Genomic DNA, 15,838 nt, shown 5'->3' on the forward strand with positions numbered 1-15,838 from the left:
TCCCTAATAACCCAATCACCATTTTATTGATGTGCTGACGAACAGAAGCCCGGAGCCATGCCGGTCAACCGTGCCGCCCAATATGTCCGAATAGCCGATATCGAAATTTACGTGTCCGCCGGCAAGCTTGGCGCCAGCCGTCCAGCCAAGCATGTCGCCGCCATCGATGCGATAGCGCGCTTGGCGTGCGATCCGGCCGTAGTCGAGGCCGACATAGGGCCGGAACTCGCCGAAGATCCTCGCAAGCTCTGCGTTGTCGGCGAACGGCTGCGTACGCCAGACCAGGTCGTTGCGGACGAAGAAGCCGTTATTGCCGTAAAGCATGGTCTCGCGCGTGCCACGAACCGACGAATAGCCGCCAAGCGAGATCTGCTCGGCCCCGAACAGATTGTCGGGGGAATATTGTCCAGTGACGATCGAATTAACCTCGAAGCGCTGTTCGGCAAGCTCGAACGGCCGCGTCACGGTGATCGTGCCGCTGAACTTGGAGAAGCGAGGATCGGCGTCGCCTGCCCCGGCATCGCCAGGTGCAACGGCGTCGAAGAGATTAAGTCCCTGGCTGTAGGAGAGGTCGAAGACCCAAAGACCTCCCAGCATGCGGCGGGAATGGGAAATGCCGAGATCCCCGGCCGTATATTTGCGGCTGCCGACCTCTATTCTACTGCCGAGCAGGAAATTGTTGGTTTCCTTGTAGGTCAGGCCAGTGTTGAGGGTGGTGATCGAATCCTTGTCACGGAAGATCACCCGGTCGGCGCCGATACCGACCTGCTTGGAATTGCCTGATGTGTCCAGTGTCCCGAAATTACCCGGAACCGAACTGTCATAGCCGTACCAGGAGCCATTCAGCGAGTATGTCCAGTAGCCGTAGGGCACACTGACATTGCCGGAATAGCTGTTGCTCTTGCCGACGCCGTCGTTCCGCCAGGGGTAGTCCGGGCCGCTATGCTCGTAGGAAAAGTTCCATTGATCGTTGATACCGAACAGATTGTCATAGCCGACCGAGGCCGAGGACTTGGAATATCCCGTCTGTTCCTGGCCGAGATTGCTGTTGCCGAAGGAGAGATGCCAGGGGTGGTCCGGCTTGTTCTCGATGTTGAGGATCGATGTGCCGTCCGTCTTTCCCGGCAGCATCGCCGTCTTGGCGTTGTTGGACGACAGGCGGTTGATCTGGTCCAAACCCTGTTCGATATCGCGCAGATTGGTGATGTGACCCTTCATACCGGGAAAGGCAGTCGCCAGCACACCGGAACCGGGGGCCGGCTTGCCGTTGATGTAAATATCGGACAACGTGCCTTCGACGGCCACCAGGCGCAGCACCTTCGTTCCGGCGATATCCTGGGCCGGCACGTAGACGCGCGACGTGACAAAGCCCTTATCGAGGTAGAGGTGCGTCAGGTCGCGCAATAGCGAGTTGATCTCGCCAACGCCAACGCAACGGTTCGCATAAGGTGCAGTCACCGTGTCGATAGCGGTGGCCGAAAACTGCTTCACCCCCTCGACCTCGACATGGGTGATGGCGAAGCACGTACCAGCTTTCTGACCGCCAGATGCGGCCGGTTGCTGAGCCTCGGTCTGAGCCGGCTTCGGGGTCATCCGGCCCAAGGTCTCCAGGCGCTGCTGCTCGGCCGCTTGCGCCTGCCGGCGGGCGAAGTCGTCATTCGGCGTCTGGGCGGCTGCAGGCGATATCGCAAAAATTACCGCCAACAGTGCGCTGGCGGTCAGAACGATATTGTGGCGAGGGGCAGCTGGGCGCCGGGCTGACGTCATAAGCCTGTCTGCTTTCGCGTCAGTTGGAGGCAGACTTCTGCAGCGCATCCAGTGCCGCCGACAGACCCTTCAGTGAGAACTTGATGTTGACCTTCTGGCCATTCATCATCTGCACATGACCAACCCCATCCGCCGCCTTGGCAAGCGCTGAGATCGTCTTGGTGTCCAGCTTCTGCTGTGACCAGCAGCCGGCCTGGTTGCAGTTGCGGTAGGCAAGCTGAACCACAGATTTGTCGCCCGCATCGATGCTAAGTCCGGCCGGCAGGTACATATTGAGTGGCACGAGCGTCGTCAGCACGAGATCACTTGCCGCCGGCTTCCCGCCCTTTTGCGTGGGAGTTGCAGGCGCCTTGGCGATTGCCAGGGTCAGGATGTTGACGTCCTTCTCACCCTGTTTGACAGTCGCGATCTGCGCCACTTCGCAATTGGCGGTAGCCGAACCATCGGCTGCCTTGCCATCGACGCAGCGATAATACCAATCGTCAAACTTCTGCACGCGGGCCTGCGGAGCCGGCTGTTGCTGTTCGTTTGCTGTCGCATTGGTACTCTGCTGGGTACCTGCGCCCGCGGTCGCCCCCGACTGATCTTCAGCTATTGCCAGTGATGCGAACAACATTGAGGAGAGAAAAACTGCGGATGCCAGAGTCTTGACTGCAAACGTCGCATTGGCGGTCGTCATGAAAAACTTCCCAAAGTCAAAGCCGTATGCTTGCGCAAGGTAGCCCTTGCCCATTCGGCAGATCATCAAAATTCATGAAAAAACACCTCACGAGGTGTGGCCGATCATGGGCCTGATCGGCTCAATACCACCTTTCAAGAAAAATACAGCGAAAAGTAGCACTGCTATGGGTGATCTGCATGCTCGTTTTTGGAGGCGCGTGTAGATTATGCAACACCTGCGTTTATTAATTAAAATTGTCACCTTGAACGGATCAGAACCCGCGACCACTCCGTTGGCAACAGCCTAAAATCCCGTGTCTTCACCTTGATCGCATCCAGATGCAGATAAGGGCTATTCAGCCTCTTCAGCACCGTAACAGGCACCTTGTTCAATCGCCGCTTCGCGCCCTCATATCGGCCGTTCATGCCTTATCCGCAAGCTCCTGAAAGCGGCTACTCTGCTATGGAGCGGCTACGTCATTAGCCGGGTGGAGTGACGCGGCACAATGGCGGCCACTCAAACATCGTAATCAGGCACCCACGTTCGCTTGCCCTTCTGGAAGACAGGCTACTAAAATCGCACTACTAACGGCGGCAAACGAAGATTCGGCGGACACCCGAAGCCCCCCACGCACCGTGACAAACATGCTTGCGATTGAGTACTAATCTCTCATGCACCGTGGAGCGCGGTGCCGGTTTATCCCGCTGTTGGGGAGCAACTGCCACCAGAATTCTCACTCGTGGGCGACGCCGTTATGCCATCGGCCTTGTTCGCGAATGTGAGATCGACCGATTGTGGCGGCCTTGACCCAAGCGATGCGGTGAAGCTGCCGCGCAACGCTGCCAAGGACGGCATGGTTGATACGCGGCGCGGCAAGACCGGCGTTCCGGTATGGATACCGCTTCCCTCCCCGCTCGTCGAAATTATGGAGGCTGCACCAAAACATGACGCCGTGACGCTTTGCGCCAACAGTCGCGGCAAGCCATGGACCTATAGCGGTTTTTCTTCGAACTGGGACAAGCTGAAGGACAAGTATCTGGAGCAGGGAATTATCCAACCGGGCCTGACGCTGAAGGGCTTGCGGCATACCGTCGCCTCCATCCTCGCCGAACTTGGCTACAACGATCGGACCATAGCGGACATGCTCGGGCAGAAAACCGAGGTGATGGCGCGGCGCTATTCCAAGCGAGCCAACAGGACACGGAAAATGAAAGGCGTCGTCGCCGACTTCGAGCAGGAAGTGAACAGACGAAAAACGGAAGTTGTCAAACTCGGCAAATAAATCTGTCAAACTCGACTATTTAAGAAAGAATGCGAATATGGAAAAATATAAGCGCAGCAATGGCTTAGAGTGGTGCCCAGAGCCGGAATCGAACCAGCGACACGCGGATTTTCAATCCGCTGCTCTACCAACTGAGCTATCTGGGCATCCGTGCTTCGCGCAAATCAGAAGGCCTTGGAAGGCCCTGGGCGGTTGGTTCACCCCGGAAGCGAGCGGGGTTATAGCATCTTGTTCGTCCATGTCCAGCCGCAAATGACTCTTTTTTGACAGGAAATGGATTTTTGGCAATTTGCAAACAAAATGAATGGCTTCGCCGGGCCGAACATCGAAATGGCGGTGGGACTATTCCTCTTCGGGATAGTCCGCCTTGGTCTGATCCTCGGCAACGGGAATGGCATAGGAGCCGTTCAGCCATCGTGACAGATCGGCCGAGCGGCAGCGATCCGAGCAGAACGGGTAGTGCTCGCGCACCGAAGGCCGGCCGCACTCCACGCAAGGCCGCGTCTTGCGCAGCGGCTCGATCTTTGCGCCGACTTTGATCTTGTCGTCATCCGCCATGACAATCACCCTTCCTGCCAGGTGGCATGAACGTCGAAACCCTCTCCCGCCAGAAGCAGCATGGTTTCATAAAGTGGCAATCCGACGACATTGGTGTAGGAGCCAATCAGTTTCTGCACGAAGGAGCCGGCCAGCCCCTGGATGCCGTAGGCACCCGCCTTGCCGCGCCATTGGCCGGAGGCGAGGTACATGTCGATGTCCCTGGCCGACAGCCGCTTGAAGCGAACCTTGGTCTCGACGACCTTCTGACGCAGCTTGCGGTCCGGCGTGATCAGGCAGACGCCGGTATAGACGACATGGCTGCGGCCGGAGAGCAGGTGCAGCGCCGAAGACGCCTCGTCGACGAACTCCGCCTTCGGGAGAATCCGACGGCCAACGGCGACGACCGTGTCGGCGGCAAGGATATAGCTTCCCTGCCAGGCGACATCGCCCTTCACCGCGGCAAAGGCCGCCTCGCCCTTTTCCGCCGAAAGCCTGCGCGCCAGCGATCGCGGGTGCTCCGACTTCTTCGGAGCCTCATCGATATCCATCGGCATCAGGCGCGCTGCTTCGATCCCTGCCTGATGCAGGAGGTCGACGCGGCGCGGCGATCCGGAGGCCAGTATCAGCTTGTGTTTCAGCGCCATAAAACCTCGACCTGTCAGGCGGGAGACGGACAGCCGGCTCGAAAACGAGCAGCGACTACTTGAAACGGTAGGTGATGCGGCCCTTGGTCAGGTCGTAAGGGGTCATTTCCACCAGCACCTTGTCGCCGGCGAGAACGCGGATGCGGTTCTTGCGCATGCGGCCAGCAGTGTGGGCGATGATCTCGTGCTCGTTTTCCAGCTTCACACGGAAGGTCGCGTTCGGCAACAATTCGGTGACGACACCCGGAAATTCTAGGACTTCTTCTTTCGGCATTAAAGCTTCTTTTCCTGTAGGGTTGAGGCCGGCGCCCGTGGCAAAATGCGGGGTCGCCGGAAATTTGCGCGGAAACTACACAATCGACGCGGTTTTGTGAACCACGTTGATAAGGCTTTCTGCATTTGTTTCACGCGGCACCTTAAAGGGAGCCGCGATGTTCCACCAGCCTGCTTTCGATCAGGCCCTGAAGATAATCCCGGACATCGCGGTAGGCATCGAGAATCTGCTCGCGCGTATCGCCGATCGCCGAGGGGTCCATGGTCGGCCAATAGATGACCTCGATGGCATTGGCCCGCGTCAATTCCAGAGCCGCGTGATGCGCCTCGGGAGAGAGCGTGATGATGAGATCGAAGAAATCATCCTCCAGATCCTCCAGCGTCTGCGGCTGCCGACGTCCGAGCGACAGGCCGATCTCCTCGAGAACGACATCGACAAAGGAATTGCGTTCGCCGGCCCGCACGCCCGCCGAAGCGATATAGGTGCCCTGCGGCAGCATTCCGCGCGCAATCACTTCCGCCATCGGCGAACGGATGGCATTCAGCCCGCACATGAAGAGGATGGCGCCCGGCGCCTTTACGCTATGGTCGATGGCCTCTCGTTGCTCCATCGCCGTCACCCACGCCAATAGAGCACGCAGACGAGGGTAAAGAGCCGCCGCGCCGTGTCGAAATCCACGGTGATCTTGCCCTGCAGCCGCTCCATCAGCGTCCGCGACCCCTCATTGTGGATGCCGCGGCGACCCATGTCGATCGCCTCGATGCGGCTGGGGGTGGCCGAGCGGATCGCCTCGTAATAGCTTTCGCAGATCATGAAGTAATCCTTCACGATGCGGCGAAACGGCGTCAGCGACAGGATATGGGCGGCAACGACCGTCCCCTCCTCGGTGCGGATATCGAAAACCAGCTTCTGGTCGACCAGCGACAGGTTCAGCAGATAGGGTCCGCCGGCATGTCCCGCAGGCTCAAAGCTGTTTTCCTCGATCAGGTCGAAAATGGCGACGGCGCGCTCATGCTCGACATCAGGCGTCGAACGGCCGATCGTGTCGTCCAGGACCACATCGCTCAGCCGGAAGACGCCATCAACCATGCCTTACCCCTCGAGATTGAGGCGGATCGCAACCGACCGCGCATGAGCATCGAGCCCTTCTGCTTCCGCCAGCGCGATCGCCGCCGGACCAAGCGCACGAAGCTGCTCCGGCCCGAGCCGCAGAATCGAGGTGCGCTTGACGAAATCGAGCACCGACAGGCCGGACGAGAACCGGGCGGAGCGGGCCGTCGGCAGCACATGATTGGAGCCGCCAACATAATCGCCGATCACTTCCGGCGTATGACGGCCGATGAAGATGGCGCCGGCATTGCGGATGCCCGACAGCAGAGCATCGGGATGGTCGACCGCGAGCTCGACATGCTCGGCGGCGATGCGGTTGGCAAGCGGAACGGCTTGGCTCAGATCCGACACCAGAATGATGGCGCCGAAATCCCGCCAGCTTGCCGCCGCCGTCTTCGCCCGGCTCAGCCGCTTCAGCTGCCGCTCGACGGCGCCTTCGACGGCCTTGCCGAACTCGGCGTCATCGGTGATCAGGATCGACTGCGCGCCCTCGTCATGCTCGGCCTGCGCGAGCAGATCGGCGGCCAGCCAGTCCGGATCATTGTGCTTGTCGGCAATGACCAGCACCTCGGAGGGGCCGGCGATCATGTCGATGCCGACAGTGCCGAAGACATGGCGCTTGGCAGCGGCGACATAGGCATTGCCGGGGCCGGTGATCTTGTAGACCGGGGCAATCGTCTCCGTGCCATAGGCCAGCGCTGCAATCGCCTGCGCGCCGCCGATGCGGTAGATCTCTTCGACGCCGGCCATGCGGGCTGCGGCCAGCACCGCCGGATTGATCGAACCACCCATGGTCGGCACCGTGATGACGACACGCTCGACGCCGGCGACCTTGGCCGGCACGGCATTCATCAGCACCGAGCTTGGATAGCTCGCCGTGCCGCCGGGCACATAGAGACCGACGGCTTCGATCGCCGTCCAGCGCGAGCCGAGGCCGACGCCGAGATCATCCTCGTAGATATCGTCCTTCGGCAATTGCCGGCGATGATGCGATTCGATGCGGGTGGCCGCGACCTTCAGCGCGCCCAGCACTTCAGCGGGGACGGCGGCAACCGCCGCGTCGATCTCCGCTTCGGTGACGCGCATCGGCGTCGTGGCAAAATCGATGCCTTCGAATTTCCGGGAATAATCCGCCAGAGCCGCGTCGCCCCGCACCCTGACATCGTCGATGATGGCGCGCACGACGGCATTCACGTCCTCGGACACTTCCCGCTTGGTCGTGAGAAAAGCGGCGAACTGCTCCTCGAACCCTTCCGACGCCTGATCCAGCCAGATAGCCACGCTGATAATCCTTTTACATCGAGGCCGCCGCCGGCGGCCGAAACTCGTTTTCCGTCCGGCCTAGAGCGCTTCGTCCGGATGACTGGGCTTATTAGCCGTTTCCCACGCGCCGCCGATATCCGCAAGCTGAACTTCGATACATTCGACATCGAGCGCGATGGTCGCCTTGCCGGCAAGCGTCAGCTCGATGGTGCCGTCAGGCCCGTCGCCCTTCTGGTCGAAGCGGATGGCGAGCAGCGATAGCACCTCGTCGCGCCGGCGCCGGTCGACGCCGCTGGAGCGCACCGCCAGCACCCGCTTGAACACCAGCGCGGCGCGACGTCGCTCGAAGGTCTTGCTCTTCTGATCCAACAGGTCCCAGACGAAACGATTGGCCGCGAGCGAAAACTGCTTGAGCTTCGGCGCATAGGACATGTCGCCGACCTTGAAGACGCTATCCTGCATCTGCGCGGAAATGACGCCCAGGTCTTCTGTGTCGAGTGCCATTAGCTTGAGATTGGTCATGCGCCTGATATCCCTGATCGCCCACGGAATGCCGATAGCGGCATTTCCTCGTGATGGAAATAGGGTGCGGCCACGAAAGACGCAACCGGAGAAAACTAGCTTCTCCGGTCCGCTCACGGCAATAGCGAGGATTAGTCGCTGATACGCTCGACGATCGCGCCGCAACGCGTCAGCTTGTCTTCCAGCCGCTCGAAGCCACGATCGAGGTGATAGATGCGCGACACCAGCGTTTCGCCCTCGGCGGCAAGGCCGGCGATAACAAGCGAAACCGACGCGCGAAGGTCCGTCGCCATGACCGGCGCGCCCTTCAGCCGCTCGACGCCCTCGATCTTGGCCGTCTGGCCGGAAAGCGAGATTTTTGCGCCGAGGCGGGCGAGTTCCTGCACATGCATGAAGCGGTTTTCGAAGATGGTCTCGGTGATATGCGAGGTGCCGGTCGAGCGCGTCATCAGCGCCATGAACTGCGCCTGCAGGTCGGTCGGGAAGCCCGGGAAGGGATCGGTGACGACGTCGACCGGCTGGATGCCGCCGCCATTGCGGCGGATGCGGATGCCGTTATTGGTGGCCGAGATATCGGCACCGGCGCAGCGCAGGCTGTCCAGCGCCGTGTCGAGCAGCACCATGTCGGTGTTTTCCAGCGTGACATCGCCACCGGCCATGGCAACGGCCATGGCATAGGTGCCGGTCTCGATGCGATCCGGCAGGACGCGATGACGCGCGCCGGAGAGCGAGGTGACGCCTTCGATGGTGATCGTGCTGGTGCCGGCGCCGGAAATCTTGGCACCCATGGCGATCAGGCAGTTGGCGAGATCGACGACCTCAGGCTCGCGCGCCGCATTGCCGATGACCGTCGTGCCGCGGGCAAGGGTCGCCGCCATCATCATCACATGCGTCGCGCCGACCGAAACCTTCGGGAAATCATAGCGCGCGCCGATCAGGCCGCCCTTGGGCGCGGTGGCATTGATATAGCCGCCGTCGATTTCCATGTTGGCGCCGAGCGCCGTCAGGCCCTCGATGAACAGATCGACCGGACGCGTGCCGATGGCGCAGCCGCCGGGCAGCGACACGCGCGCCTGGCCTTCGCGGGCAAGCAGCGGCCCGATGACCCAGAAGCTGGCACGCATCTTGGCAACCAGCTCGTAAGGCGCGGTGGTGTCGACGATCGTGCGGCAGGTGAAATGGATGGTGCGGGAATAGGCGTCTTCCTGGCGCTCGCGCCGGCCGTTGACGGCAACGTCGACGCCGTGATTGCCGAGAATGCGCTGCAGCAGCTCGACATCGGCCAGATGCGGCACATTCTCGAGCGTCAGCGTATCGCTGGTCAGCAGCGAAGCGATCATCAAAGGCAGAGCCGCATTCTTGGCGCCGGAGATCGGAATGATACCGTTAAGCTCGTTGCCGCCGACAATCCTGATACGATCCATATATGATTACGGGCCGAGCCCGCCTTTCCTGAAGTTCCATGCCACCTGGGAAAAGGCGCTCTTTAGACGAAATAGATTAAAGCTTCAATTCGTTTGATGGCTGTTTGATGATGGGCGACATGAATCATTACGATTCGTCCATTTTTGCGGCGGAGTCTTTCTCCGGCACGGTATTTGCGGCCGGCAGCCCATCGGTCTCGTCCGCTTGGCCTGCGCGGCGCGCCCGCACCTGCTGCTTGCGGCGGCCAAGATTTTCGCGCAGCTTCTGCGCCGCCCGCTCCCGCCGCCGATCCGCCTCTGTAACCGGTGCCGCAACCACGCCCTCGCCCGCCTCGCCAGCCGGCAAACCGCCTTGCGAGATCGGCTTCTCATCCATTTTCGTCTTATCCGCACCCATGCACTTCCCATAGCCGAAATCCCCCGACTTCAAAAGGCCGACGCATTTTTTCCCGCGATCTTTTCACCGAAGTTGAATTTTGCGGCTTGCACTCGGCCCCGACCTATGGCAATAGCCGCCTCGCCCAATACGGCGCGCCAGACGCGCCACGGTTTGCTGCTATAGCTCAGGGGTAGAGCACTCCCTTGGTAAGGGAGAGGCCGAGAGTTCAAATCTCTCTAGCAGCACCAGTTTTCTTGGGTTTTTAGCGATCATCGAAGAGAACAAAGTGCATACTAATGCAAGGTTTTGCATAGTCGTGCGGCATAGAATTGGCACAACCTGCTCACTGATCGTTCGCGATCGCCGGCCTGAAAATCATACCGGCAGCTGGGAAGCACCACTTAGTCCCTCCTTATCATCAAGGATTGAATTTGTTTCTGCGCCTTACCGGCGTCGCATTTCATGGTGCAGGCCGATGCAAGAGTCATCGCTTTTACTGTCTGCCAGGAAAATAACCTAAGGTTTCCCGTTGACAGGAAACTACAACTCACTTGTGATGGCGCCTTCATTCGCGAGATGGGTCATGCGCATCATTCTAAATTCTGACGTTATATTTTCAAAGGATCTGCGCCGCACGGGTCTGCCTGGTCACGTCATCGAATTCCTTCAGAAATGCGCAGCCGCCAATATTGAAGTAGTTATTCCAGAGACAACGTTAATTGAGTTTGAAAAAGAGCAAGCCAAGGCACGCGCCACGAAAATTGCTGACATCGAAAAGGCTGCCGCACTTTTAAAATCAAACGGCATAAAAGTTGAAGAATTCAGTGCAAATGAGGTCGTTCCGGAGCCGAAATTAATATCTCTTTTGGACAAGATCGAGGACCTAAAATACACAACCGTAGAAGCATCCCTTGCTGAATATAAAACCGCTTTACGAAAGGCTTGCCTAAGAGAACCTCCCCATCCGCCAGACACTAAGTCCGACGAAATGCGAGATCTATTGATTTGGGAGACTTCTTTAGGTGTTGCTGCAAATTCTGGTGGAGCGATACTAGTTAGCAAAGACGAGGTGCATACGCACCATCGTGGTGATCAGGAAGCCACGGAACATGATCTTCTGCGAACAGGTGAATTCGATGTGGCTCTTGAGATGATGAATCTTGAGTCCACCTCGGGTGCGATCATCAGAAATTTGATGCGTACGCAGTGGGATGTTATTGTGAACAGTGAACTCCCCTTGGTTTCCGGCGCGAATATAGCCTCGATAAGAGATGCAGTTTTCACGACAGAGGACGACGGAAGAACTCACATAGAATGCATCGTCGCGATATTCACTGGTGACGGAAACAAAATAACTTGCGATGCAAAATTGGCTAGCTCTGGCGATATACTCCTAGAAATCGATTTAATAGATACGGGGTCTAAAGGCGCCTTCCGCTCCTCGTTTGTAGACGTCAAATCGGAAAATGATTACGAAGAGCGACTAAATTCGTTGAAAAGCATGTTGGATTGATCATGAATCTAGAGATTGGCAGTCAAAAATTCATAAATGTTACAATCCCTATTCTATGGGGAAAGCGTGCAATACTATTGGATCGAGAGAATAGATTGTCGATAATTGATCTGTCAGGATCAGTTGCTCGAGTAGAAATACTTGCAGGAAAGCCGGCACCAAGGGTGTCGTATGAGCCATCTGGGTCTGGTTATAAGGTCTTCGATAGTGACAAGGTTGCACTTTATGTCTTCGACCCAAATAGCCGATCGGTTGCAGGTGTGGAGTTGCGTCTGCCCGATATTCAAATTTCGAACCATGCTATCCGAGTTGGTGGAAGCACATTTTCAGCGAACATGATTGTCGGCTCAGCCGTCGGCATTTCAGTCACAGAAGACACGATATCTTTGGGTGTCGCTTCGCTGCCATCAGGATTGGCCAAACTCAAGATTTAGCTAGAATTAAATAGAAGCTTACAATACCTGAGCCCATACTGAGACGTAGCATTTCCGAGTAGGCATGATGGAGCTGACATGGACAGCAAGAATCCAGCCGTCGCCCATTCCCCACCCCCACCAATCAAACCTTCTCCGTCTTCTTCACCTTCACCTTCGGCTCCACGGGCGCATCCGGCGTCGGGGCCAGCAGCTTGCGCAGGGTCGCGATCTTGTCCTTCACCAGCGGGCGGAAGCGGGTGGCGCGGTAGGGCATGTCGGCGGCGCCGTAGCCTTCGGGGCCGTCGTCGTTGCCGCGGTGGATCTCCTCGAGCTTCACGCCGATGAAATTGCCGTCGACATAATGCGAATATTCGCCGACCCAGCGGATCGTGTAGATCGTCCCCTTGCGGATCAGCTGGTCGATGCTGACATGCTTGAACTTGTCATCGATACAGACGACCTTCTGGCCCACATGGAAATCGTAGCTCACTCTCATCTCCTTGAAGCGACGCTCCTGCATCGCCTGTCGTCAGGTCCAAGCATATTCGCATATGCACCGGCTGGTAAATGCAAAGAGCATTGCGGCGGCTGATTTATGGCGGCGCACGCGGCGGCGATCGATATTCCCTACAGAAAAAAGGCCCCGCCGGCGCAAGCCAGACGGGGCCTCTCGAACGATGGACGGGACGTTTCTTAGAACTTCACGCCGATGCCGACGGAAACGACGCTCTGGTCGAGGTCGGCCTTGATGCCCAGAACTTCCTTGTCGCCGAAGCCGTTGTAGCGGTATTCGAGGCGGCCGAAGATGTTGTTGGTGAAGGCATAGTCGACGCCACCGCCAACGGTCCAGCCGTTGAAGGTTTCGGTTTCCTTTTCGCCCAGCGCCTTGACGTAGCCGCGCGTGGCCGTCCAGCCGCCGGTTGCAAAGATAAGGGCGCGGTCGACGGCGTAGCCGACGCGGCCGCGAACGGAGCCAGCCACATCCGTGCCGACCTTCACGTTGGTGCCGAAGACATCGTAATTATTGCCGTTCCAGTTGTAGTTAATATCGCCTTCGATGCCGAATACGACATTGTTGATCTGGTAGTTCGCGCCGGCAAATCCACCAATAAAACCGCCGTTGAAATTGTCGGATGCGCTTGCGCCCGGAACGCTGAAGTCGCCCTTCAGCCAGCCGGCGCCACCGTTCAGACCAACGTAACCACCTGTCCAGGAAAAGCTTTCCACTGGAGGAGCGACCGGAGCAGCCTCAGCGGCAAGGTCAGCGGCGTGAGCAGAAACGGCAAATGTCGACGCAATCATCGCAACGGATGCGAACAGGGATTTCATGAGGATTCTCCTTACAATCTTCTTTGCCACACAGAATCGTAGCTGACGAGGCTACTACAACCTAAAGACAAACAATGCTGTGCTAAAATTGCCACATTTGTGACGCAATCTGCAATGGGCCGAGGCGTGGCAACGCAACTTAAAAAACAAACTGTGGAAACGGTCCTCAGCCGGCCACTTCGCGGCATATTTCATCGCCAGATTGCAAACACCCACTCCACCGTTTCCGACAAAAAAATTTTACACTCCCCTGTCGGCTCTGCTCCTCACCATCCGTCCTTGGAACATTCCAACCGACGAGAGGAGCATCCCATGTCCAAAATTGCCCCATGCCTGTGGTTCGCAAACGAGGCCGAGGAAGCGGCCAATTTCTATGTGTCGCTGTTTCCGGGCTCGCGCATCGACCATGTGCAGAAGAATGTCGTCGAAACGCCGTCCGGCCCGAAGGGTAGCGTGCTGGTGGTGAGCTTCACGCTCGCCGGCCAGCGCTTCATGGCGCTGAATGGCGGCAGGCGCTTCGACTATACCCACGCGATCTCGCTGGAGGTGGATTGCGACGACCAGGCCGAGGTGGACCGGCTCTGGGACGGGCTTGGCGCCGGTGGCGCCATCGAGCAATGCGGCTGGCTGAAGGACCGCTACGGCGTCTCCTGGCAGATCGTCCCGACAGTGGTCAAGCAGATGCTGGCCGACCCCGATCCGGCCAAGGCCGCCCGCGTGCTGCAGGCCATCATGGAGATGGTGAAGCTCGATATTGCCGGCCTGCAGGCGGCCTATCACGGATAGTTTGGGCAGATGTTGGCGTGTAGCTTCCGGACGATGCCGCTGGCGAGCAGGGCAATTGCATATGGGTATGCCAGCGCTGTAAGTTCCTTCTCCCTTCGGGGAGAAGGTGGCCCGAAGGGTCGGATGAGGGGGCTAACCGCTTTGGAACCATCGATTTTGTGCTCTCCGCACCCCCTCATCCGCCTGTCGGCACCTTCTCCCCGAGGGGAGAAGGAGTTGCGCGGCAACGATCTCATCTCTATGCGATTCCCCTACGCTGGCGGGCGGGAGCGCCCTGGCGGTATCCAAGATCGATCACCCTCAGGCCCGCTCCCGTCGCAGCCGCGCGATCGCCTGGAGCTGCATGGCCTTTTCGCCGAGCTGCATCAGCTCGATGCGGTTGCCTTCTGGATCGGCGATCCAGGCCTGGTAGTTGTGATCGACGCCGAGCTGCTTTTCGGAGGTGAGCGCGACACCCTTGGCGGTCAGCTCGGCAATCGCGCCGTCGATGTCGTCGACCTCAAGGCAGAGATGATTGAAGCCAACATTGGCAAACGGCGGCGCGCTGTCGCCAACTGCATCGGGAAACAGCTCGAGATATTGCGTATCGGTGATGCGCAGATAGACGATCCAGAGGCGGTCGTCCTGCTCCAGCCGGAACATCTCCTCGAAGCCGAGCTTGTTGACGTAGAAATCGAGCGACCGCTCGATATCCTTGACGCTGACGGCGACGTGGCCGATCGATTTCACATGCTTCACGCGCAATTCCTCCTCTTGTGTCTGTTTCCCTGACCGGAGCCATGGGGAGCAGAAGGCTGCAAGATCGTCAAGGCCGTTCGACCGCCGCGCACTGACAGCGAGACGCATCACCCGCCCCAAAACGCTCCACCGCGCCTGCCGCACACCCTCGTGCCGGTCAGATTGACGCATAGCGGCATTTATCGCTTGCCATTTCTTAACCGCGCACAGGCATCGCCCACCAACGCATATTGCGCCGCAGCATCGGCTGGACTACCGTCGCATAAACGCCCTAAGTAAGTGGAATTATTGGGTTATTTCAATAAAAGGTTGCGTCGCCGTGCCGGCGCTTGCGGATGTCGATGATGGGACTATTTTATCGGCTATTCAGCAGCAGGACGGCGAGATCCATGGAACAGTCCCGGCGTGCCCGCATCGATCTTCCGGCTCAAAATTACACAGCCATCTATGCGCTTAGCGACATCCATGGCTGCCACGATGAGCTGATCGAGGCCGAGAGGCGCATCGTCGCGGATGCCGCCCAAATTCCCGGCCGGAAGCTGCTGATGTTTCTTGGCGACTATGTCGATCGCGGCCCGCGATCGAGCGATGTGCTGCAACATTTGTGCGCCCCGCCGCCGCTGGGTTTCGACCGCTACAGTCTGCTGGGCAATCACGACGACGTCTTTCTGAAATTCCTCGACGATCCACACAGCAACCGCGATTGGCTGGAATATGGCTCGGGGCCGACGCTCGCCTCCTATGGCGTCGACATGGACTATTTGCTGAGGCAAGAAGGCCGGAGCGTCGAGGAACTCGGCGAGGCCGCCCTGCGGGCCATCCCGTCGGCGCATGTCAAATTGTTGCGGTCGCTGCCGGTCGCCGTCACCGTCGGCTCCATCATCTTCGTCCATGCCGGCATCCAGCCGTATATACCACTGACGGGACAGACCGATAATGACCTGATCTGGATCCGCGAACCCTTCCTCTCCCAGGGGCCGCAATTGCCGGTGCTGGTGGTGCATGGCCATACGCCGAGCCCGCGCCCGACCTTCGGCAGCGGCCGCATCGGCATCGACACCGCCGTTTCCATGGGCGGAACCCTGACCGTCCTCAAGATTGCCGACGGTCAGCCGACGATCCTCTAGGCGAGCATCAGGCAAGAAACAAAAAAGGGGTCCCGACATCGGCCGGGACCCCTTTTTGCTTTG

Annotated in this window: 19 protein-coding genes and 2 tRNA genes; 6 read left to right on the forward strand and 15 right to left on the reverse strand. The window is 58.7% G+C overall.

The features are described from left to right. Positions 1-15 precede the first annotated feature (15 nt). Both AC1RO0_RS07910 and AC1RO0_RS07915 read right to left on the reverse strand, forming a co-directional pair. On the reverse strand, positions 16-1,767 hold the full coding sequence (locus AC1RO0_RS07910; protein WP_498592305.1) for a ShlB/FhaC/HecB family hemolysin secretion/activation protein: 1,752 nt from the start codon (positions 1,765-1,767) through the stop codon (positions 16-18). Positions 1,768-1,786: 19 nt separating this feature from the next. Next, positions 1,787-2,446, reverse strand: coding sequence for an invasion associated locus B family protein (locus tag AC1RO0_RS07915; protein ID WP_498592306.1), 660 nt, complete (start codon positions 2,444-2,446; stop codon positions 1,787-1,789). 670 nt (positions 2,447-3,116) lie between these two features. On the opposite strand from AC1RO0_RS07915, the gene AC1RO0_RS07920 reads away from it, so the two are divergent. Then, positions 3,117-3,710 (forward strand): tyrosine-type recombinase/integrase, encoded by a 594-nt coding sequence (locus AC1RO0_RS07920; RefSeq protein ID WP_498592307.1) that lies wholly within the window; start codon positions 3,117-3,119, stop codon positions 3,708-3,710. A 70-nt stretch (positions 3,711-3,780) separates the two neighbouring features. On the opposite strand, the gene AC1RO0_RS07925 is transcribed toward AC1RO0_RS07920, so the two are convergent. The 10 genes from AC1RO0_RS07925 to AC1RO0_RS07970 all read right to left on the reverse strand — a co-directional run bounded on the left by AC1RO0_RS07925 (position 3,781) and on the right by AC1RO0_RS07970 (position 9,884). Then, positions 3,781-3,856, reverse strand: a tRNA-Phe gene (locus AC1RO0_RS07925). A gap of 196 nt (positions 3,857-4,052) precedes the next feature. Further along, entirely contained in the window at positions 4,053-4,268 is a 216-nt protein-coding gene (gene yacG / locus AC1RO0_RS07930) for a DNA gyrase inhibitor YacG (RefSeq protein WP_498592308.1), read from the reverse strand. 5 nt (positions 4,269-4,273) lie between these two features. Next, entirely contained in the window at positions 4,274-4,894 is a 621-nt protein-coding gene (locus tag AC1RO0_RS07935; RefSeq protein ID WP_034521380.1) for a Maf-like protein, read from the reverse strand. A gap of 55 nt (positions 4,895-4,949) precedes the next feature. After that, positions 4,950-5,168, reverse strand: coding sequence for a translation initiation factor IF-1 (gene infA / locus AC1RO0_RS07940; protein WP_004117876.1), 219 nt, complete (start codon positions 5,166-5,168; stop codon positions 4,950-4,952). A gap of 142 nt (positions 5,169-5,310) precedes the next feature. Beyond that, entirely contained in the window at positions 5,311-5,778 is a 468-nt protein-coding gene (locus tag AC1RO0_RS07945) for an arsenate-mycothiol transferase ArsC (protein WP_498592309.1), read from the reverse strand. A gap of 5 nt (positions 5,779-5,783) precedes the next feature. Beyond that, on the reverse strand, positions 5,784-6,257 hold the full coding sequence (locus AC1RO0_RS07950; protein WP_498592310.1) for a UPF0262 family protein: 474 nt from the start codon (positions 6,255-6,257) through the stop codon (positions 5,784-5,786). Between the two features lie 3 nt (positions 6,258-6,260). Continuing rightward, on the reverse strand, positions 6,261-7,559 hold the full coding sequence (gene hisD, locus AC1RO0_RS07955; RefSeq protein WP_498592311.1) for a histidinol dehydrogenase: 1,299 nt from the start codon (positions 7,557-7,559) through the stop codon (positions 6,261-6,263). 60 nt (positions 7,560-7,619) lie between these two features. Further along, the gene (locus AC1RO0_RS07960) at positions 7,620-8,063 is read right to left on the reverse strand and encodes a DUF2948 family protein (RefSeq protein ID WP_498592312.1); all 444 of its coding nucleotides are present in this window, start codon (positions 8,061-8,063) and stop codon (positions 7,620-7,622) included. A gap of 131 nt (positions 8,064-8,194) precedes the next feature. After that, the gene (gene murA, locus AC1RO0_RS07965) at positions 8,195-9,487 is read right to left on the reverse strand and encodes a UDP-N-acetylglucosamine 1-carboxyvinyltransferase (RefSeq protein ID WP_498592313.1); all 1,293 of its coding nucleotides are present in this window, start codon (positions 9,485-9,487) and stop codon (positions 8,195-8,197) included. A gap of 127 nt (positions 9,488-9,614) precedes the next feature. After that, the gene (locus AC1RO0_RS07970; protein WP_498592314.1) at positions 9,615-9,884 is read right to left on the reverse strand and encodes a hypothetical protein; all 270 of its coding nucleotides are present in this window, start codon (positions 9,882-9,884) and stop codon (positions 9,615-9,617) included. 155 nt (positions 9,885-10,039) lie between these two features. Here AC1RO0_RS07970 and AC1RO0_RS07975 point away from each other — a divergent pair. From AC1RO0_RS07975 to AC1RO0_RS07985, 3 genes are all read left to right on the forward strand, one after another. Beyond that, a tRNA-Thr gene (locus tag AC1RO0_RS07975) sits at positions 10,040-10,114 on the forward strand. 335 nt (positions 10,115-10,449) lie between these two features. Next, positions 10,450-11,379 carry a PIN domain-containing protein gene (locus AC1RO0_RS07980; RefSeq protein WP_498592315.1) on the forward strand — a complete coding sequence of 310 codons (930 nt, stop codon included), beginning with the start codon at positions 10,450-10,452 and terminating at the stop codon, positions 11,377-11,379. A 2-nt stretch (positions 11,380-11,381) separates the two neighbouring features. Beyond that, positions 11,382-11,813: a hypothetical protein gene (locus AC1RO0_RS07985; RefSeq protein WP_498592316.1), complete on the forward strand. Its 432-nt coding sequence runs from the start codon at positions 11,382-11,384 to the stop codon at positions 11,811-11,813. 124 nt (positions 11,814-11,937) lie between these two features. On the opposite strand, the gene AC1RO0_RS07990 is transcribed toward AC1RO0_RS07985, so the two are convergent. Both AC1RO0_RS07990 and AC1RO0_RS07995 read right to left on the reverse strand, forming a co-directional pair. Then, positions 11,938-12,285, reverse strand: coding sequence for a hypothetical protein (locus AC1RO0_RS07990; RefSeq protein ID WP_007699162.1), 348 nt, complete (start codon positions 12,283-12,285; stop codon positions 11,938-11,940). A gap of 203 nt (positions 12,286-12,488) precedes the next feature. Continuing rightward, positions 12,489-13,124 (reverse strand): outer membrane protein, encoded by a 636-nt coding sequence (locus AC1RO0_RS07995; protein WP_498592317.1) that lies wholly within the window; start codon positions 13,122-13,124, stop codon positions 12,489-12,491. 312 nt (positions 13,125-13,436) lie between these two features. On the opposite strand from AC1RO0_RS07995, the gene AC1RO0_RS08000 reads away from it, so the two are divergent. Next, positions 13,437-13,910, forward strand: coding sequence for a VOC family protein (locus AC1RO0_RS08000; RefSeq protein WP_498592318.1), 474 nt, complete (start codon positions 13,437-13,439; stop codon positions 13,908-13,910). 300 nt (positions 13,911-14,210) lie between these two features. On the opposite strand, the gene AC1RO0_RS08005 is transcribed toward AC1RO0_RS08000, so the two are convergent. Further along, positions 14,211-14,648 carry a VOC family protein gene (locus AC1RO0_RS08005; protein WP_498592319.1) on the reverse strand — a complete coding sequence of 146 codons (438 nt, stop codon included), beginning with the start codon at positions 14,646-14,648 and terminating at the stop codon, positions 14,211-14,213. A 389-nt stretch (positions 14,649-15,037) separates the two neighbouring features. Between AC1RO0_RS08005 and AC1RO0_RS08010 the strand changes: the two genes are divergently transcribed. Continuing rightward, complete coding sequence (locus tag AC1RO0_RS08010; RefSeq protein WP_498592320.1) at positions 15,038-15,775, forward strand: metallophosphoesterase family protein; 738 nt, start codon at positions 15,038-15,040, stop codon at positions 15,773-15,775. Positions 15,776-15,838: the final 63 nt, after the last annotated feature.

This window comes from Rhizobium sp. GW821-FHT14E12 (assembly GCF_058803745.1).